At 68.0% G+C, this 17,563-nt stretch carries 17 protein-coding genes; 9 read left to right on the forward strand and 8 right to left on the reverse strand.

Annotated elements, in window-relative coordinates; genetic code table 11:
- Positions 1-32: 32 nt before the first annotated feature.
- From rimO to VFW45_18850, 6 genes are all read right to left on the reverse strand, one after another.
- On the reverse strand, positions 33-1,388 hold the full coding sequence (rimO, locus tag VFW45_18825; GenBank protein ID HEU5182850.1) for a 30S ribosomal protein S12 methylthiotransferase RimO: 1,356 nt from the start codon (positions 1,386-1,388) through the stop codon (positions 33-35).
- The gene (gene asnS / locus VFW45_18830; protein HEU5182851.1) at positions 1,385-2,716 is read right to left on the reverse strand and encodes an asparagine--tRNA ligase; all 1,332 of its coding nucleotides are present in this window, start codon (positions 2,714-2,716) and stop codon (positions 1,385-1,387) included. The genes rimO and asnS overlap by 4 nt, the downstream gene beginning before the upstream one ends.
- Positions 2,709-4,808: an elongation factor G gene (gene fusA / locus VFW45_18835; GenBank protein HEU5182852.1), complete on the reverse strand. Its 2,100-nt coding sequence runs from the start codon at positions 4,806-4,808 to the stop codon at positions 2,709-2,711. The genes asnS and fusA overlap by 8 nt, the downstream gene beginning before the upstream one ends.
- Before the next feature lie 166 nt (positions 4,809-4,974).
- Entirely contained in the window at positions 4,975-5,382 is a 408-nt protein-coding gene (locus VFW45_18840) for a hypothetical protein (GenBank protein HEU5182853.1), read from the reverse strand.
- A gap of 135 nt (positions 5,383-5,517) precedes the next feature.
- Positions 5,518-5,865 (reverse strand): hypothetical protein, encoded by a 348-nt coding sequence (locus tag VFW45_18845; GenBank protein ID HEU5182854.1) that lies wholly within the window; start codon positions 5,863-5,865, stop codon positions 5,518-5,520.
- A 45-nt stretch (positions 5,866-5,910) separates the two neighbouring features.
- Positions 5,911-8,136: a protein kinase gene (locus VFW45_18850; protein HEU5182855.1), complete on the reverse strand. Its 2,226-nt coding sequence runs from the start codon at positions 8,134-8,136 to the stop codon at positions 5,911-5,913.
- A 317-nt stretch (positions 8,137-8,453) separates the two neighbouring features.
- Between VFW45_18850 and VFW45_18855 the strand changes: the two genes are divergently transcribed.
- The 9 genes from VFW45_18855 (at position 8,454) to VFW45_18895 (ending at position 15,982) form a co-directional block, all read left to right on the forward strand.
- Positions 8,454-9,347, forward strand: coding sequence for a deoxyribonuclease IV (locus VFW45_18855; protein HEU5182856.1), 894 nt, complete (start codon positions 8,454-8,456; stop codon positions 9,345-9,347).
- Positions 9,344-10,000, forward strand: a complete 657-nt coding sequence (locus VFW45_18860) for a radical SAM protein (GenBank protein ID HEU5182857.1) — start codon at positions 9,344-9,346, stop codon at positions 9,998-10,000. The genes VFW45_18855 and VFW45_18860 overlap by 4 nt, the downstream gene beginning before the upstream one ends.
- Entirely contained in the window at positions 10,000-10,683 is a 684-nt protein-coding gene (gene queC / locus VFW45_18865; GenBank protein HEU5182858.1) for a 7-cyano-7-deazaguanine synthase QueC, read from the forward strand. Before VFW45_18860 ends, queC begins: the two co-directional genes overlap by 1 nt.
- On the forward strand, positions 10,680-11,723 hold the full coding sequence (gene queA, locus VFW45_18870) for a tRNA preQ1(34) S-adenosylmethionine ribosyltransferase-isomerase QueA (protein HEU5182859.1): 1,044 nt from the start codon (positions 10,680-10,682) through the stop codon (positions 11,721-11,723). Before queC ends, queA begins: the two co-directional genes overlap by 4 nt.
- 10 nt (positions 11,724-11,733) lie before the next feature.
- On the forward strand, positions 11,734-12,861 hold the full coding sequence (tgt, locus tag VFW45_18875) for a tRNA guanosine(34) transglycosylase Tgt (GenBank protein ID HEU5182860.1): 1,128 nt from the start codon (positions 11,734-11,736) through the stop codon (positions 12,859-12,861).
- A 61-nt stretch (positions 12,862-12,922) separates the two neighbouring features.
- Complete coding sequence (locus tag VFW45_18880; protein HEU5182861.1) at positions 12,923-13,966, forward strand: hypothetical protein; 1,044 nt, start codon at positions 12,923-12,925, stop codon at positions 13,964-13,966.
- Positions 13,963-14,697, forward strand: coding sequence for a UDP-2,3-diacylglucosamine diphosphatase (locus tag VFW45_18885; GenBank protein HEU5182862.1), 735 nt, complete (start codon positions 13,963-13,965; stop codon positions 14,695-14,697). The genes VFW45_18880 and VFW45_18885 overlap by 4 nt, the downstream gene beginning before the upstream one ends.
- Positions 14,694-15,074 (forward strand): holo-ACP synthase, encoded by a 381-nt coding sequence (locus VFW45_18890; protein HEU5182863.1) that lies wholly within the window; start codon positions 14,694-14,696, stop codon positions 15,072-15,074. The genes VFW45_18885 and VFW45_18890 overlap by 4 nt, the downstream gene beginning before the upstream one ends.
- A complete protein-coding gene (locus VFW45_18895; GenBank protein ID HEU5182864.1) occupies positions 15,074-15,982 on the forward strand; it encodes a cation diffusion facilitator family transporter in 909 nt (302 codons plus the stop codon). The genes VFW45_18890 and VFW45_18895 overlap by 1 nt, the downstream gene beginning before the upstream one ends.
- 6 nt (positions 15,983-15,988) lie before the next feature.
- Here VFW45_18895 and VFW45_18900 read toward each other — a convergent pair whose 3' ends face one another.
- Both VFW45_18900 and VFW45_18905 read right to left on the reverse strand, forming a co-directional pair.
- On the reverse strand, positions 15,989-17,119 hold the full coding sequence (locus tag VFW45_18900) for a DUF4388 domain-containing protein (protein HEU5182865.1): 1,131 nt from the start codon (positions 17,117-17,119) through the stop codon (positions 15,989-15,991).
- A gap of 314 nt (positions 17,120-17,433) precedes the next feature.
- Positions 17,434-17,563: acyl-CoA dehydrogenase (locus VFW45_18905; GenBank protein HEU5182866.1), on the reverse strand; the 130-nt coding region annotated here is incomplete at its 5' end.

Raw genomic sequence — 17,563 nt, forward strand, 5'->3', positions numbered from 1 at the left:
GCGGCAATCTGCTCCCGCGCGGGGGCAGAGGCTCAGGAGAGGAGGGAGCCCACAAGATCGTAAGGATGGGCCGCTTCGATCCGGACATCCACCAGGCGGCCCGGCTCCACTCCGGTCCCGGCGATCAGGACGCGGGAATCGACGTCGGGCGCCTGCGAGGCCATCCGGCCCGCGAGGAAGGAACCGCCCGGATCGGGGCGGTCCACGCGTACCGCGACCGTCTTTCCGACCAGGCGAAGGTTGTTCTCCTGCGCGATGGAGGCCTGCGTCTCCATGAGGCGGCGCCTGCGATCGTCCTTGATTTCCTGGGGCACGTCGTCGGCGAGATCGAAGGCCGCGGTGCCTTCCTCGTGCGAGTAGGGGAAGACCCCCAGGTGATCGAAGCGCGACTCACGCACGAAGTCCAGCAGGCCGTCGAAGGCGGCCTCGGACTCGCCCGGAAAGCCGACGATGAAGGTGGTGCGCACCGCGCAGTCGGGCATGGCGGCGCGGATCTCCTCCAGCAGTCCGGTGAAGATGTGCCGCCCGCCGCCTCGCTTCATCGCCTTCAGGACCCCGGGGTCGGAGTGCTGCAGCGGCACGTCGAGGTAGCGGCAGATCTTGGCGCTTCCCGCCATGGTCCGCAGCAGGGCGGGCGTGACGCGATTGGGGTAAGCGTAATGGATGCGGATCCATTCGAGCCCGTCCACCGGCTCCAGGGCGCGCAGCAGCGCCGGCAGGTCGGCGCCCTCGCCGAGGTCGCGCCCGTAATCGGTGGAGTCCTGCGCGATGAGCACCAGCTCCTTGACCCCTCGCGCGGCGAGGTCCGCGGCCTCCGCGACCAGCGATGCGATCGGCCGCGAGCGCATCGCCCCGCGCATCGAGGGGATAGCGCAGAAGGCGCACGGGTGGTCGCAGCCTTCCGAGATCTTGAGATAGGCGAGATGCGGCAGGGTCGCCAGGACGCGGGCATGGCGGTGATCGTAGAGGGCGCGCGCGGCGCCCGAAATCGCGGTCGCCGGATCGGCCGCCGCGTGCTTCAAGTCGGCGCGCACCGCGTCGACGATCCCTTCGAGCCCGTCGAGCGAGACGAAGGCGTCGATCTCCGGGATCTCGCGGCGCAGCTGCTGGTGATAGCGCTGCACCAGGCAGCCGGCCACCACCAGGCGGCGGCAGCGTCCGGTTTTCTTGTGCTCCGCCATCTCCAGGATCGTCTCGATCGACTCGCGCTTGGCCGGCTCGATGAAGCCGCAGGTGTTGACGACGATGACGTCGCTATCCGCCGGATCGGCGCTTAGCTCGCAGCCGTCCCGGCGCAGGCTCCCGAGCATGATCTCGGTGTCCACCAGGTTCTTGGGACAGCCCAGGGAGACGAAGCCGACGCGCAGCGGGGCGGGATGGGACCTCACGGATAGAGACGATGGAGCATGCGCGGATAGGGGATGGCCTCGCGCAGGTGCCGCACGCCCCCCAGCCAGGAGACGACGCGCTCGATGCCCATGCCGAAGCCGGCGTGCGGGACGGTGCCGTACTTGCGAATCTCGAGGTACCACTTGAACGCCTCTTCCGGCAGCTGGTGCTGCCGGATTCGCTCGAGCAGCAGGTCGTGGTCGTGAATGCGCTGACTGCCGCCGATGATCTCGCCGTATCCCTCGGGGGCCAAAACGTCGACGCACAGCGCGCGGGTCGGGTCGGCGGGATCGGGCTGCATGTAGAAGGCCTTGATGTCGGCCGGATAGTGGGTCACCATGACCGGCCGATCGCGGCTCTCGGTGAGGACCGTCTCGTCGAACCCGCCGAAATCGCTCCCTTTCTGGAAGGCCGGAGCTCCCTGCTCCGCCGCCCGGGCGGCGACCTCCGGCTTGAGCAGCTCCTCCGAGGCCTGGTCGTAGGTCATGCGTGGGAACGGCTTCACCACCTTCTCCAGGTGCGCGACGTCGCGCTCGAGGATCTTGAGGTCCTCGCGGTTGCGGTCCAGCACACGCGCCACCAGCGCCGTGACGAGGTCCTCCGCCAGATCCAGGATGTCCGGCAGCTCGGCGAAGGCCACCTCCGGCTCGATCATCCAGAATTCCGTCAGATGCCGCCGCGTCTTGGATTTCTCGGCGCGGAAGGTGGGACCGAAGCAGTAGACCTTGCCGAAGGCCATGCAGGCCGGCTCGAGATAGAGCTGGCCGCTCTGCGTCAGGTAGGCCTTCTCGCCGAAATAGTCGGTCTCGAAGAGGGTCGAAGTCCCCTCGCACGCCGCGGGGGTGAACACGGGGGAATCGATCAAGGTGAAGCCGCGCTCGTAGAAGAAGTCGCGGCAGCCCTGGCAGACCTCGTTGCGAATGCGCAGCAGGGCGTGCGGGCGCGAGGAGCGCAGCCAGAGATGGCGATGATCCAGGAGGAACTCGGGGCCATGGTCCTTGGGGGTGATCGGATAGTCATGCGCCGCATGGATCGGCTCGACCGCGGCGAGGCCCATCTCGTAGCCGCCCGGTGCGCGCGGCTCCTTGCGGATGGTGCCGCGCACGGCCAGCGAAGATTCCTGCCCGAGGCTGCCACACAGGGCGAAGACCTCGGGGGGGACCTCCTTGGCGAAGGCGACGCACTGCAGATATCCGGTGCCGTCGCGCAGCACCAGGAAGCGGATCTTCCCCGACTCGCGGCGCGCGTACAGCCAGCCGCGGATGCGAACCTCGCCGCCTTCGTGGCGCCCGAGGTCCCGGATGGCGACGACCGGCGCCTCAGGCACCTTCCTCGTCCTCGGTCTTGTGGGGCTTGTGCTCGGCGATGATCTTGGTCTGGAGCTGCGAGGGAACCTCTTCGTAGTGCGACAGCTCCATGTGGTACGAGCCGCGTCCCCCCGTAATCGACTTCAGGGTGTTGGAGTAGGCCAGCATCTCCGCCATCGGGACCTGAGCCTTGATGATCTGCGTGTGCCCCTGCGTGTCCATCCCCTGCACTCGCCCGCGGCGGCTGTTGAGGTCGCCCATGATGTCGCCCATCAGCTCCTCGGGCGTCTCGACCGAGACGGTCATGATCGGCTCCAGCAGCGTGGGCCGGGCATGCTCCATGGCCGCCTTGAACGCCAGATGCCCGGCGATCTTGAAGGCCATTTCGGAGGAGTCCACCGTGTGGTAGGCGCCGTCGTGCAGGATGACGCGGAAGTCCACCACCGTAAAGCCGGCGAGGTAGCCGCGCAGGCGAGACTCCTGGATTCCTTTCTCCACCGCGGGACGGAAGTTCTGCGGGATCGATCCGCCGAAGATCTCGTCCACGAACTCGAAGCCGGAGCCGCGTGCCAGCGGCTCCATGCGGATCTTGCAGTCGGCGAACTGCCCATGGCCGCCGGTCTGCTTCTTGTGGCGCCCGTGGCCTTCGGATTTGGCCTTGATGGTCTCCAGGTAGGGGACCTTGGGAGGGTGCAGGATCGCTTCGACTCCGAATTTCTTCTTCATCTTGGCCACCGCCACCTCGACGTGCAGCTCGCCGGTCCCGCTGATGAGCATCTCGTGCGTGCGCGGGTCGCGGCTCACCTTGATGGTGGGGTCCTCGTCCGAGAGGCGCTGCAGGGCGTTGGAGATCTTCTCCTCGTCACCCCGGCTCTTGGGCTCGATGGCGAAGGAGATCGACGGCTCCGGGAAGCTCACCGCCGGGAAGGCGATCGGGTGCGCCTTGTCGGCGAGTGTGTCGCCGGTGTGCGTCTCCTTCAGCTTCGGGATCGCCGCGATGTCGCCGGCCTTCACCTCGGGCACGTGGATCAGCTCCTTCCCCTGCATGAGGGAGATGGAGCCGAACCTCTCGGAGGCGTTGCGCGTGACGTTGTGCACCGCCGAGTCGGACCTGAGGACGCCGCTGTAGACACGGAACAGGCTGATGCGTCCCGAGAAGGGATCGGCGATCGTCTTGAACACGAAGGCGGAATAGGGCTCCTCCGGCACCGGCCGCCGGCGCGCCTCCTGCTGGTTCTTGGGATCGACCCCCGCGGCCTCGCCGCGCTCGGCCGGGGAGGGGAGGAGCTCGACCATGGCGTCCATGAGCTTCTGTGCCCCGATGTTGAACAGTGCGGAGCCGCACAGCACCGGGTAGATCTTGCCGGACTTCACCGCCGCCGCGAGACCGGCGCGCAGCTCGGCTTCCGGAAGATCGCCCGCCTCGAAGAAGCGCTCCATCAGCTTCTCGTCGGTCTCGGCCACCATCTCCAGGAGCTTCTCGCGGGTCGCGGCCGCCTCCTCCGACAGATCGGCCGGGACATCGGCGGTCTCGAACTTGCCGCTCTCGTCCTTCGCCCAGAGGATGGCCTTCATCTCCAGGAGATCGACGACGCCGCGGAAGTCCTTCTCCGAGCCGATCGGGAGCTGGACCGGCACGGCGGTGCGCCCGAAGCGGCTCTGGATCGACTCGAGGGCGCGCGCGTGGCTGGAGCGCTCGCGATCCAGCTTGTTGATGAACAGCAGGCGCGGCAGCCCGAACTCCTCGGCGAACGACCAGGCCTTCTCCGTCTGGACTTCCACACCGGCGACGCCGCAGACCACCGCGACCGCGGCGTCGGCGACCCGCAGCGCGGCCTTGGAGCCGGCGATGAAGGTGCCGTAGCCCGGCGTGTCGATGAGATTGATTTTCTTCTTGTTCCATTCGAAGAAGGCGAGGCTGGGGGAGATGGAGACTTTGCGATGGATTTCCTCGTCGTCGTAATCGGTGACGGTGTTGCCCTGCTCGACCTTCCCCAGCCGGCTCACCGCTCCCGAATCGAAGAGCAGGGCCGAGGCCAGGGAGGTCTTGCCTGCAGCCCCATGGCCGATGACCCCCACGTTGCGAATGTCCGAGACGTCGAAGACTTTCATTCCCGCCTCCCCGCGTTGGCCGCGGTCCTGGAGTGCACCTCAGGGCGCCGGGCGGGCGGTCGCGAGGCTCCCCCCGGTGGCGCCCGGGTGAATCGTAAGTATCGAGGTTGAAAGGCGTGTCAATATAGCACGGCGCACGGAGCGGGCTCAACGCGCGGAAAGCTCTCTACTTGCCGGCCTTGACTTCGCTCAGGACCTTCTCGGCAATCCCGCGGACGGTTGGACACTTCGGGTCGTTAACCAGGCAGTGGGCGATGGTGTCGTTGGGGCATCCGCAGGTGCACAGCTCCTGATTGACCCGGTCCAGGTAGCGCTGCTTTTGCTTCGGCGTCAGGGTGGTAAGGTCGATGCCCGGAAGCTCCATGAAGTAGTTCTCGCGAATCGTCACCCCTTCCTTGGACTGCACGGGCTGATTCTCGGGCGCCGGTGCGGTCTGCGTCTGCGGGGCGGCCTTGGCGGCCGGCTTGGTCTGGGGCTTCTTGGCGGCAGGCTTGGTGTCGGCGGCCCATCCGGCGGCCGAAAGGGGGGCGATCATCGCAAGGATTGCTAGGCACAGAAGTCGGCGAACGCTCACGAAGACATCTCCTCAGGTTGCTTGTCGGGATTTCGGGGCGCTGCCGAGCGTGATTCGCCCGGGCCGCCCTAAAAACAGTAAATCAAGAAGCCTTGAGGGTCAAGGGATTGCGTCACGCCGGGAGATCCGCCCGCCTCAGACGACCCGCCGGAGGTAGAGCGCCAGGACCGCGTAGGCGAGGCCGAGATAGAGGAGCGGCTCGAACAACCGGATGAGGTGTGCGGAGGAGCCGGTTCCCAGGCGCACCATGACGAGCCAGGAGGCCACGCCCACGGACCAGAGGGTGAACGTCAGAAAGGCGTAGGGGCGGAGGCGCCACAGCGCCTGGGCCGCCACCAGCCCGAGCGCCGCGATCGCCACGCAAGTAATGAAGGCGCGGTTGAAGGGGGAGCCGCGCCTCAGGGGCAAGGCTTCGATCAGCATTCCGACGGAAGCGGCGGCAATCAGGAGGGAGATGAGAACGATCCCCGCAGGACGCCTCATCAACCGGACCTCGCTGGCGTTCTCGACGCGGGACACCCCGTCCGCTCAATCGGGCTGCGCGGCACTCTCCGGATAGAGTCTCTCGAACTCCGAGTCCCCGTGCAGCAGGTTCAGGTCGGGATCCCGACGCGCCCAGTTCGCGTCCTTGAAGCCGTTGCGCCAGGCCTTGCTCAGAGCGTCCATTGCCTCGGCTTTCTTGTTCATCGAGCAGAACACGCAGGCGACGTTGTAATGCACCATCGCCTCGTTCGGCCGCAGGAGCATGGCCAGGTTTGCCTCGCGCATCGCGTCGTCGTGACGACCCTCGACGGCGTAATTGTTCGCCAGGAGAATCCGAGCCCGGGCGTCCTCGGGGACCTGGCGGAGATGCCCTTCCATCGCCTGAATCGCCCGATGCCGGATGTTGCGGAGGGCCTCGTCCTTCCCGAGGGCCCCGAGCGAATTCATGATCGGCACGTAGACGTTGTAATCGGTGCCACTCGACTCGATTGCCTCGTCGGCCACGTTGGCCACCTCCTGGTACTTCCCCGACGCGTACAGCCCGCGGAGCAGCAGGTAATAGGCCCCTTCGCAGTCGCGCTTGCGCGCGATTACGTTGCGCACGATGGCCGTCATCTCGTCGTACTGCCCCTTGGCGTAGAGGATCCAGGCCTGGGCCACCATCACCTCGGGGACGTCGGGCTGCAGCGCCATGGCGCGCTCCGCGGCGCCCCGGGCGCGGTGGATCCAGACGTCCTCGCGGGCGTAGTGGGCGTGGTAGTAGGCGCAGACGTTGGCGATGGCGGCGAAGGCGAGGGCGAAGTTGGGGTCCTGGGTCACGGCGTTCTCGAACATCTGCAGGGCGAACTCCAGGTCCTGGCGCGTCAGGCGGCGCGCGTAGCTCCGGCCCCGCAGGTAGAGGTCGTAAGCCTGCAGGTTGTCGGTGGGCTTGGCGGCGAGCGCCTCCTGCTCCTGGGGCGACAGCTGGATGCGCAGCGCCGCGGCGATCTTCTGGGCGATCTCGTCCTGCACTTCGAAGACGTCTTTCATCTCGCGGTCGTAGCGCTCCGACCAGAGCGGGAAGTCGGTGTGCGTGTCGATCAGCTGCGTCGTGATGCGCAGCCGGGTGCCGGCCCGCCGCAGGCTTCCGGTCAGGACCGCTGCGGCGCCGAGCTGCTGGCCGATCTGGGAGGGAGTGACGCTCTTGTCGCGGTAGACCAGGACGGTGGGGCGCGAGAAGACCTTCATCCCCCGGATCTTGGACAGCTCGGTGATGATGTCCTCGGTGATGCCGTCGCGCAGGTACTCGTCCTCCTTCACGCCGCTCAGGTTCTCGAAATAGAGGACGGCGATCGACTTCTCGGAGGGCTTCTCGGCGCCGCCCTTGGAGTCGGACAGGCCGCGCCGCTGGCCGGAATCGAGGTCGCGCTTCAGGCGCAGCAGGTCGGTCTTCAGCTCGGTGGCGGTCTGGTAGCGCAGGTTGCGATCCTTCTCGAGCGCCTTCTCCAGGATCCTGCCCAGCTCGCCCGGCATGGCCGGGTTGGCCTCGGCGAGCGGCTTCGGGGCGCGGTTCAGGATCGCCTCGAAGACCACCGGCTGCGTGTCGCCCGGGAAAGGGAGGGCCCCGGTGGCCATCTGGTAGAGGACGGCGCCCAGCGAGAACAGGTCGGTGCGCGGATCGGTGAGCTGCCCGCGCGCCTGCTCCGGGGACATATAGAAAACGGTCCCGAGGACGGCGCCCGCCGTGGTCAGCGGGGAGGCCCCCATGACCGTGTCGGCCTGAGAGCTGTCGCGGTCGGTCCCCTGACGAACACCCTCGATCTTGGCCAGCCCGAAGTCGAGGACCTTCACCTGCCCCCGGGCGGTCATCACCAGGTTCGCCGGCTTCAGATCGCGGTGCACGATCCCCTTGGAGTGGGCGGATTCCAGCGCGTCGGCAATCTGGATCCCGAGATCCAGGATCTCGCCGATTGGAAAACTGTTCCGGCCCATCTTCTGGGACAGGGTCTGGCCTTCGAGCAGCTCCATCACGATGAAATGGCGCCGCTCGTGCTCCTCGATGGAGTGCACGGTGCAGATGCCGGGATGGTTGAGGGAGGAGGCGGCGCGTGCCTCGCGCTGGAAGCGCTCGAGCAGCGTCGGATCGCGCTCCATCTCCTCGGAGAGGAACTTCACGGCGACCCGGCGCCCCAGCCGCCCGTCCTCGGCCTCGTAGACCACTCCCATGCCGCCGGCGCCGAGCTTTCGCAGGATCTTGTAATGGGAGACGGTGCTCCCGGGGACGGGCTCCATCGTCGACCTTCCTCTAGAGGGCCGCCAGGGTCGCGACAGACTCTAAGGACAAGAGCCGTTCGGAGGCGGAACCCGAAATATACGCTGGAGCATGAGATCGGGCAAGCGCCGCGGCGCGCCGTTGACACTGCCGGAAACGGGATGCTACGCTTCGCGGCGGTCCCGCGCGTGGAAAGTCGCGCGGCAGCGCGCGGCAAGTCCGCACTGCTTCGAAGCCCTCCGAGCTGAAGTCTCACCCGGACCGACTGGAACGGAGCACCGTCGGGCCCCGTGCGCCCGGCGCCGGGGCCGACCGCCGAACCAGGAGCGCCATCGCCGTGAGCGAGAGGAGAGCCAGGGTCCCGAAGCGGCACCACGCGGCGCGCGTGCGTCTGGGAGCCCATATCTCCATCGCCGGCGGGATCGACAAGTCAGTTCCCACGGCCCATGATGTGGGATGCGAGGTCCTTCAGGTCTTCGTGAAGAGCAGCAACCAGTGGAGGGCGGCGCCCTTCCGCGACGGCGAGACGCGCCGTTTCCGCGACAACCTGACCGCCACCGGGTTGGGTCCCGTGGTGGCGCACGATTCCTACCTGATCAATATGTGCTCCCCGGACGAGGCGCTGTGGGCCCGCTCGCGCGACGCCTTCCTGGTGGAGCTGGACCGCTGCGAGGCGCTGGGAATCGGCTTCCTGGTGACGCACCCGGGCGCGCACACCGGCTCGGGGGAGGCGGCGGGGCTGGACCGGCTGGTGCGCGCCCTCGACGAGGTCCACGCCGCGCGTCCCCGTCAGGAGGTGATGGTCCTCCTGGAAACCACCGCGGGCCAGGGCTCCTCGCTGGGGCACCGCTTCGAGCAGCTCGCCGCCGTCCGCCGGCGCGTGGCGCAGCCGAGGCGCGTGGGGGTCTGCCTCGACACCTGCCACGTCTTCGCCGCCGGCTACGATCTCAGGACCCCGGCGGCCTACCGCGAGACCCTGCAGCGCTTCGACGAGACGGTGGGACTGGACGCCCTGCGCGCCATCCATCTGAACGACTCCAAGAGGGAGCTCGGATCGCGCGTCGATCGACACGAGGCGATCGGCGCGGGGCGGCTCGGCCTGCGCGCCTTCGATCTCCTGCTGAACGATCCCCGGCTGAAGGAGGTTCCGATGATCCTCGAGACTCCCAAGGGGAAGGACTACGCCGAGGACCGCGTCAACCTCGCGCGGTTGCGGAGCCTCCTGCCTTGAGCTCTCCCGGCGCCACCCTCCAGATCACGGAGATCTTCCACAGCATCCAGGGGGAATCGACCCAGACCGGCCGGGCATGCACCTTCGTCCGTTTGACAGGGTGCAACCTGCGCTGCGTCTGGTGCGACACCGCCTACGCCTTCGAAGGAGGCGAGTCGATGTCCATCGAGGCGATCGCGGAGCGCGTGGCCTCCTACGGGACCGACCTGGTCCTGCTCACCGGCGGCGAGCCGCTGGCGCAAGACGGGGTGCACCTTCTCATTTCCCGGCTCCTGGAGCAGGGGCGCGAGGTGATGATCGAGACGGGAGGGAGCCTCGATATCGCGCGGCTCGACCGACGCGTGCGCGTGGTGCTGGACGTGAAGTGCCCCGGAAGCGGCATGGAGCCGAAGAACCGCTGGGAGAACCTGGAGCATCTCAAGCCGACCGATGAGATCAAGTTCGTCCTCAACGACCGGCGCGACTACGAATATGCTCGTGACCTGATCCGGCGCCGGGATCTGGCCGGGCGTGCCACCCTGCTGCTCTCTCCGGTCCACGGCGTGCTGGCGCCGCGCGACCTGGCGGAATGGATCCTCTCCGACCGTCTGCCGGCGCGCCTGCAGCTGCAGATTCACAAGATGATCTGGGCGCCCGACGCGCGAGGCGTGTGATGGCCGGCGATCGGGACCTGGCGGTGGCGCTGGTCAGCGGCGGGATGGACTCGGCCGTGGTGGCCGCGATGGTCTGCCGCGATCACGAGCCGGCTTTCCTGCACCTGGATTACGGGCAGCGGACCGAAGCGCGCGAGCGCCGGGCCTTCGAGGCGATCGCCGACCACTACAAAGTCGAGCGCCGCCTCGTCTCCCGCGTCGATCCGCTCGCAGCCGCGGGGGGATCGTCGCTCACCGACGTCTCGATGCCGCTGTCCGAATCGCGCGGCGGCCCCTCCGTGATTCCCACCACCTACGTCCCTTTCCGCAACACCCACTTCCTCTCCGCCGCAGTCTCCTGGGGCGAGGTCCTTGGGGCCCGCTGGATCTACTACGGCGCGGTCGAAGAGGACAGCTCAGGCTATCCCGACTGCCGCGAGCGCTACATCGAAGCTTTCAACCGGCTCATCGAGGCGGGGACGCGACCGGAGACCCGGCTGACGGTGGTCGCGCCGCTCGTCCACTTGCGCAAGGCGGAGATCGTGCGGGAGGGAATGCGGCTGAGCGCTCCGTTCCACCTGACCTGGTCCTGCTACGGAGAGCAGGAGCGGGCGTGCGGCGAATGCGAGTCGTGCCGCCTGCGGCTCAAAGGCTTCCGCGAGGCGGGAATCGAAGACCCGATCCCGTACCGGGGCGGCGCGTGAGGGAAGACGAGACGCGGCTGGAGTACTACGACTATCTGCTGCCGGAGCACGCCATCGCGCAGGAACCGGCATCACCGCGCGATGCCTCCCGGCTCCTGGTCCTCGACCGCGCTGCCGGCACGAGCCGGCACCTGCAGTTCGCGGATCTTCCCGATCTCATGAGCGAGCGGGACCTCCTGGTCCTCAACGACACGCGCGTCTTCCCGGCCCGCCTGCGCGGCCGCAAGCCGACGGGGGGAGCGGTCGAGTTCCTGCTGACGCGGCCGCTGGGGGACGGATGCTGGGAGGCGCTGTGCAACGCGACCCGCGAGCTGCGGAGAGGCGCGAGGATCGAGTTCCCCGGCCTGGCGGCGGAGATCGAAGGGAGGCAGGGGGAAGGGATCGTGCTGCGCTTCCCCGGGGAAGCCGAAGTGGAGAGCCTGCTGGAGCGCTCGGGAGAGATGCCCCTGCCGCCTTATATCCGGCGCCCGGCCGGAGAGGTGGACGGTGCTTTCGACCGCGAGCGCTACCAGACGATCTACGCCCGGCAGAGGGGAGCCGTGGCCGCCCCGACGGCCGGCCTGCATTTCACCCATGAGCTCCTGGCGCGCCTGGAGACGCAAGGGGTCAGGCGCTGCTTCGTCACATTGCACGTGGGTCCCGGGACTTTCCTCCCGGTACGGGTTGATGACGCACGCCAGCACCGCGTGCTGCCAGAGCCCTTCGTCCTGAGCGACGCGACGCTGCAGGCGATCGACGCCACGCGCCGCCGTGGCGGCCGCGTGGTGGCGGTGGGGACGACCGTGGCCCGGGTCCTGGAGCATGCGGCACTGCGCGGCATCAGGCAGGGGGCGGAAGGGGAGTGCGATCTCACCATTCTCCCCGGGCATCGCTTCCTCAACGTGGACGCCCTGATTACCAACTTTCATCTGCCGCGCTCCACGTTGCTGCTGCTGGTCGCCGCCTTTGCCGGCCGCGAGCGCATCCTGGCCGCCTATGAAGACGCCCTCGAGCGCGGCTATCGCTTTTACAGCTACGGCGACGCCATGCTGATCCTCTGAGGTCGAGACCATGTTCTTTCAGGTCACCACCGCCGATCCCGCGAGCCGGGCGCGCTGCGGTCTGCTGCAGACGCGCCACGGTGCCGTCGCCACGCCGGCCTTCATGCCGGTGGGGACGGCCGGGAGCGTCAAGGGGATGGAGCCGCAAGACCTGGAGGCGATGGGCTATCGCCTCATCCTGGCCAATGCCTATCATCTTCTGCTGCGGCCCGGCCCCGAGACGGTCGCGCGGCTGGGAGGGTTGCACCGCTTCATGGGCTGGTCCGGATCCATCCTGACCGACAGCGGCGGGTTCCAGGTCTACAGTCTGGCGCAGCGCCGCCGCTTGGACGAGGACGGGGTCGAATTCTCCAGCCATCTCGACGGCTCCCGCTTCCGCCTGACACCGGAGCGCAGCGCGGCGATCCAGCGCGACCTGGGATCCGATCTGGTCATGCCGCTGGACGACTGCCCGCCTTACCCGGCCGATCGGGAGCGCCTCGAGGTTTCGCTCGCGCGGACGCTCGCCTGGGCGCGCCGCAGCCTCGAAGAGCCGCTCGGCGCGGGACAGCGGCGGTTCGGCATCGTGCAGGGAGGGGTGCACGCCGACCTGCGGGCGCGCGGGGCCGAGGAGATCGGCGCGCTGCCTTTCGACGGGTTCGCCGTCGGTGGAATCGGGGTGGGCGAGCCCCCGGAGCTGGCGACCGAGGTCGCGGCGGATACGGCGATCCGGCTGCCGGCGGAAGCACCGCGTTACGTGATGGGCGTCGGCGTCCCGGGTCAGATGATCGATCTGATCGCCGCAGGGATCGACCTGTTCGACTGCGTCCTGCCGACGCGTAACGCCCGTAACGGCACCCTGTTCACCTCCGCCGGCCGCATCAACATCAAGCGCCGCGAGTACCGCGAGGATCCCCGTCCCCTGGATCCGTTGTGCGCCTGCCGCACCTGCACGCGCTACTCGCGCGCCTACCTGCGCCACCTTTTCGTCTGCGGCGAGATCCTGGCGTCCACCCTCAACACGCTGCACAACCTGACCTATTTCGCCGGATTGATGCAGCGGGCACGCTCGGCCATCGCCGCGGGCCGGCTCGAGGCTTTCCGGCGCGCCGCCGAGTTCACCCAGGCCCCGGAGCGCGAGGATCCCGCCGGCGATTGAAGCGGCGCGATCCCGCGTGCTACGATGCCGAGTCCGCAACCTCTCGCGCATCGAGGTGTCCATGTCCCTGCCCGCGCATCGCAAGATCCTCGCGCTGTGGGCCCTGTTCTGCCTGTTGCCTCTCTCGTGCGCCGCCTCCGAGGCGAAGAAGGCGGCCGACGAGGGAGCGCGTCTCTACGAGCGGGGCGATTACGAAGCGGCCCAGCCTCTTCTCGAGAAAGCGGTGCAGAAGGGGGTGAAAGACGGCGAGACCTACTACCAGCTCGCCTACCTCTACAACCTCAAGAACTCTCCCGACAAGGCGCGCGAATTCCAGGCGAAGGCGGAGCCGCTCCTGGCGAAGAGCGCCGCTTCCGGGGAGGGGACGATCAAGGACTCGTACTACCTGACCGCGCTGTACGCCTCGCTGCAACGCCTGCCGGAGATGAAGCAGGCGGCGCAGGAGGGCATCAAGAAGTTCGGCAATCGCACCGACCTTGACGGCGAGGATCTCTTCCGGCTGGCCCGGCTCTACCAGTTCGCCGGCGACGGCGCCGGCTCGGCCGCGACCTACCGCAAATCGGTGGAGGCGATGGGGCGCGACACGGACCCAAATCCCATCCTCTATGCGCTGGCACTGACCTCCGATGCACAGACCGATCTCCTGTCGCGACGCTACACGGATGCCGCCGGAAAGCTGGAAAAGGCGGCGGGGCTCAATCCCAAATCAGCCCCACCCGCCTACCAGCGGGCCCTCGTCCAGCTGGGGGCCGGGGACTACCCGAGCGCCGCCCAGCGATTCGCCGAGGTGCGCGACGAGGCGACCTCCACCGAGGCGCAGTACGGCGCCGACGTCGCCCGCCATCTGCAAGGCGTGGGGGGCCGCCTCGAGAAGATGCCCGACGGGAAGTCCCTCCTGGAGATGGACAACCCGGCGGTCGACGCCGCGCTGGGCGAGGCCGCCCGCTCCTATCGCGAAGCCCGCGACGCCAAGCAGGCGGATCCCGCGAAGCTGCAGGAAACGGAGAAGCTCTTCTTCAGCCTGGCGGCCGAGTGGATGCTGCGCGGGAATTCGCTGCGCGACTCCTCCTTGGGTGGGAACTACGCCGACCTGATTCGGAAATGAACTCGATCCTCTTCCTGGGGGACGCGCACCTCCGGGACGGCGATCCCGAGCTGCAAGCCTTCCTGCGGTTCCTGCAAGACGCTCCCTCGCACGCCGCCGCGCTCTACCTGATGGGCGATCTCTTCGATCTCTGGGTCGGCTCCCCGGCCTTTCTCACCGAATGCCACCATCGCGTTCTCGAGGCGCTGCGCCGGCTGCGCGCCGCCGGCATGGACCTCGTCTACGTCGAAGGGAACCGCGACTACCGACTCGGCCGACTTTTCGAGAGTGATCCCTTCCGTAGCGTGGTCCGCGAGAAGACCGAGATCACCTTCGGCGGACGGCGCATCCACCTGGCCCACGGCGACCTGGTGAACCGGGCCGATCGGCAATACCGTTTCTGGCGCCGCGTCGCCAAGGGCCCGCTGCTGCTGGGGGTCCTGGAAACTCTCCCCTCCGGCGCGGCACGCCGGCTCGCGACCCGGCTGGAGCGCGACATGGCCCGGACGAACCAGCGGCACCGCGAGCGCTTTCCGGAAGAGGAGTGCCGGCGCTACGCCCTGGAAGTGCGCCGGCTCGGGGCCGACATGATGGTGCTGGGACACTTCCACCAGGAGATGCGCCTCTCCTACGCCGGGGCCGAAGGATCGATCGAGGTTTTCGTGCTCCCAGCGTGGCGCGAGGCGCACCGATTGCTGGTCTTGCGGGACGACGGGGAGGTCGCCTTCGAAGCGCTCGGAGCCGGCGGATGATTCTGGGCGTGGGGATCGACCTGTGCGAGGTGGACCGCATTCGCCGCCTTCTGGACAAGGACAGCGAGCGCTTCATCCGGCGCGTTTTTCGCGCCGGAGAGGCCGCCTACTGCCGCGACAAGCGCCATCCGGAAATTCACTTCGCGGCCCGCTTCGCGGCGAAGGAAGCTTTCCTCAAGGCGCTGGGTCGCGGCTGGCGGCTGGGCTGGAGCCAGCTGGAGGTGGTGCGCTCGGAATCGGGCAAGCCGGACCTGGCGATCAGCGGACAGGCGGCCGAAGCGGCCCGGCGGCGCGGCGTGCAGCGCATCCATCTCACCTTGACCCACACGGCGCAAACCGCTGCGGCGGTGGTCATCCTCGAAGGAGACGAGGCCTGATGCACGTCCACCGGCGCGAGGAGGGCGAGCCACGGCGCGATCGCCGCAGGCTGCTGGCGGCGGCCGCTCTGACCGCCGTCATCCTCGTCGTCGAGGCGGTGGGAGGGTATGTCTCCCACAGCCTGGCGCTGCTTTCGGATGCCGGCCACATGCTGACCGACCTGCTGGCGCTCCTGCTGAGCCTGTTCGGGGTCACGGTGGCGCTGCGTCCCGCCACCGACCAGAAGACCTACGGCTACCTGCGGCTGGAGATTCTCACGGCCCTGATCAACGGCACCCTGCTGGTGGTGATTGCCCTCTACCTGATGGTCCAGGCCACCCGCCGCCTGTTCCGGCCGGAGGCCGTGGATGCCGGATTGATGCTGGAGGTGGCCATCGTCGGCCTGATCGCGAACCTCGTCGGCATCGCGCTGCTTTCTCCGTCGCGTCGCAACCTGAACGTCCATGGGGCGCTGCTGCACATGACGGGGGACGCGCTGTCGTCGGTGGGAGTGATCGCCGGCGCCCTGGTGATCCGCTGGACCGGCTGGACACCCGCCGATGGAGTGATCTCCCTGGTCATCGGCGCGGTGATCCTCTGGGGCGCCGCGCGCTTGATGCGCGATGCCTCGCACATTCTCCTGGAAGGCGTCCCGCCGGGAGTCGCTCTGGCGGATCTGCACCGGGCGATTCAGTCGGTCGAGGGGGTTGTGGCCATCCACGATCTGCACGTCTGGTGCATCACCAGCGGCATGCCGGCGCTGAGCGGGCACGTCGTCGTGCAGGACCGCGTCCTCAGGGATTCGGACGCGCTGCTGAACCGGATCAAGCGGGTTCTGGAGGAGAGCTTCGGCATCTGCCACACCACGCTGCAGCTGGAGTCGGAGCGCTACCAGGAGGTCGGGGAAATCCACCCGGCGTGCCGGTGAGGGGCTTCAGGCTTCCTTGAGCGCGATAATGCTGCGCTCCTTGAGGCGCTTGAGGACCCGCAGGGCGTCCACCTCTCGAAGCGGCGAGATGCTCACGATCGACTTGAGATCCCAGCTGCCGTTCACGCGGCTGACCAGGAAGACCTCTTCGGGAGTGAGCGACTCCTCGGTGAGCTGCTCGAGCGGGCGCTTGAGGTAGGGAATCTGCTTGGGGGGGAGCACGCCGCGGTAGAAGCGGTCGATGAGGTTCACCTCGGCCACCTTCATCAGCTCGCCGACTTCCGAGGCCTGACCGGAGGTGCGCGCCAGCTGCTCCAGCAGCGCCAGCGCCTCCTCCAGGGCCCCCGCCCGCAGCAAGTCCTTCGCCGCCCGCAAGCCGTCGGTGGCCGGCGCCGCGGCGACCGCCGCGGCGGTCTCCTTTCCGGCCGATCCCACCCGCACGAAGCCGCGCTCCAGGGCCGAAAGCAGGAAATAGCTGACGGTGAACTCCGGGGCGTGCAGCTCCAGGCAGAGATCCTGCAGCGTGCGCTTGCCGTTCACCAGCTCGAGGGTCTTGCGGGCGAAGGCATTGGACATCAGCTCCGCAGAAGGCTTCACCTGGGTGCGCTCCAGGACGACCATGCGATGCGGAAAGGCCCGGCGGATCTTCTGGGCAAGGTCGTAGCGGCGCAGCCCCTCGAGGAGCACCTCCTCCACCTTCAGACGGATCGGCACGCCCTCCTCCGCCGGCGCCGCGGCCTCGTGGAACTCGAAGCTCCCCTCCGCCCACAGGAAAAGGCTGTAGACCGTCTCCTCGGTCTTGCGCTTGAGCGCCTGGGCGGCCACTTCCTCGGGGATCCATCCCTTCTGGACCAGCACGCGCCCCAGCATGACGTGTCGTTTCTCCTGCTCGTCGAAGGCTTCCTTGAGCTGCGCCTCGGTGAGCAGCTGCTGGCTGATCATGATCTGGCCGAGAAACTCGCGCGGATCGTTGCTGCCCGAGGAGGTGATGACTCCGTCGCCGAGGAAGAGTCGCTTGACGAGGGATTCGTGCTGCAGGCTCAGCGTTCCCGACTTGCGCGCCTGGCTGATCCACTGCAGCAGGTCGGGGAAGGCCATCGTGGCAAGGCTTCCGGAGAGTCCGGGCTTCTGGGGCAAGGCGCCTCCGGAAAGGGTTTGCGGACCGCGACGCGCGGCGGAATATAGCATTCCGATCCCGGCGCTTCAACCTGTCGGAGAAGGCCAAGTGAGCAGGGGCACCGTTGGACGCGGCGGCTGAGGAACGGCCGCGCGTCAACATTCGTGAGGAGTACCGAGTGAACTGGGGCACCGTTGGACGCGACGGCTAGAAAGCCGCCGCGCGTCAACGGCCGCCACTTGATCTCTCAGGAGGGGAACGTGGGCCTTCCGGGAGCGAGCGCGGGCCCGGCGGATGCCCGGGCAGGTGAAAGGAGCCCCGCGCGCGGGCCGGCTCAGGAGAAGGCGGCGTGTCCGGTCAGGTCCTGTCCCACGATGAGGGTATGGATGTCGTGCGTCCCTTCGTAGGTGTACACCGATTCGATGTTGCACAGATGGCGGCCCACCTGATACTCGTCGGTGACC

It is taken from the genome of Candidatus Polarisedimenticolia bacterium (assembly GCA_035764505.1).
Taxonomy (GTDB): Bacteria; Acidobacteriota; Polarisedimenticolia; order Gp22-AA2; family AA152; genus AA152.

Bases quoted from the DNA above. Each gene is read 5' to 3' on its own strand.
- VFW45_18850 (HEU5182855.1), bottom strand. From the start codon at position 8,136: ATGGAGCCCGTCCCCGGGAGCACCGTCTCCCATTACAAGATCCTGCGA.
- VFW45_18895 (HEU5182864.1), top strand. From the start codon at position 15,074: ATGCACGTCCACCGGCGCGAGGAGGGCGAGCCACGGCGCGATCGCCGC.
- VFW45_18885 (HEU5182862.1), top strand. From the start codon at position 13,963: ATGAACTCGATCCTCTTCCTGGGGGACGCGCACCTCCGGGACGGCGAT.
- VFW45_18890 (HEU5182863.1), top strand. From the start codon at position 14,694: ATGATTCTGGGCGTGGGGATCGACCTGTGCGAGGTGGACCGCATTCGC.
- VFW45_18845 (HEU5182854.1), bottom strand. From the start codon at position 5,865: ATGAGGCGTCCTGCGGGGATCGTTCTCATCTCCCTCCTGATTGCCGCC.
- VFW45_18880 (HEU5182861.1), top strand. From the start codon at position 12,923: ATGTCCCTGCCCGCGCATCGCAAGATCCTCGCGCTGTGGGCCCTGTTC.
- tgt (HEU5182860.1), top strand. From the start codon at position 11,734: ATGTTCTTTCAGGTCACCACCGCCGATCCCGCGAGCCGGGCGCGCTGC.
- queC (HEU5182858.1), top strand. From the start codon at position 10,000: ATGGCCGGCGATCGGGACCTGGCGGTGGCGCTGGTCAGCGGCGGGATG.
- fusA (HEU5182852.1), bottom strand. From the start codon at position 4,808: ATGAAAGTCTTCGACGTCTCGGACATTCGCAACGTGGGGGTCATCGGC.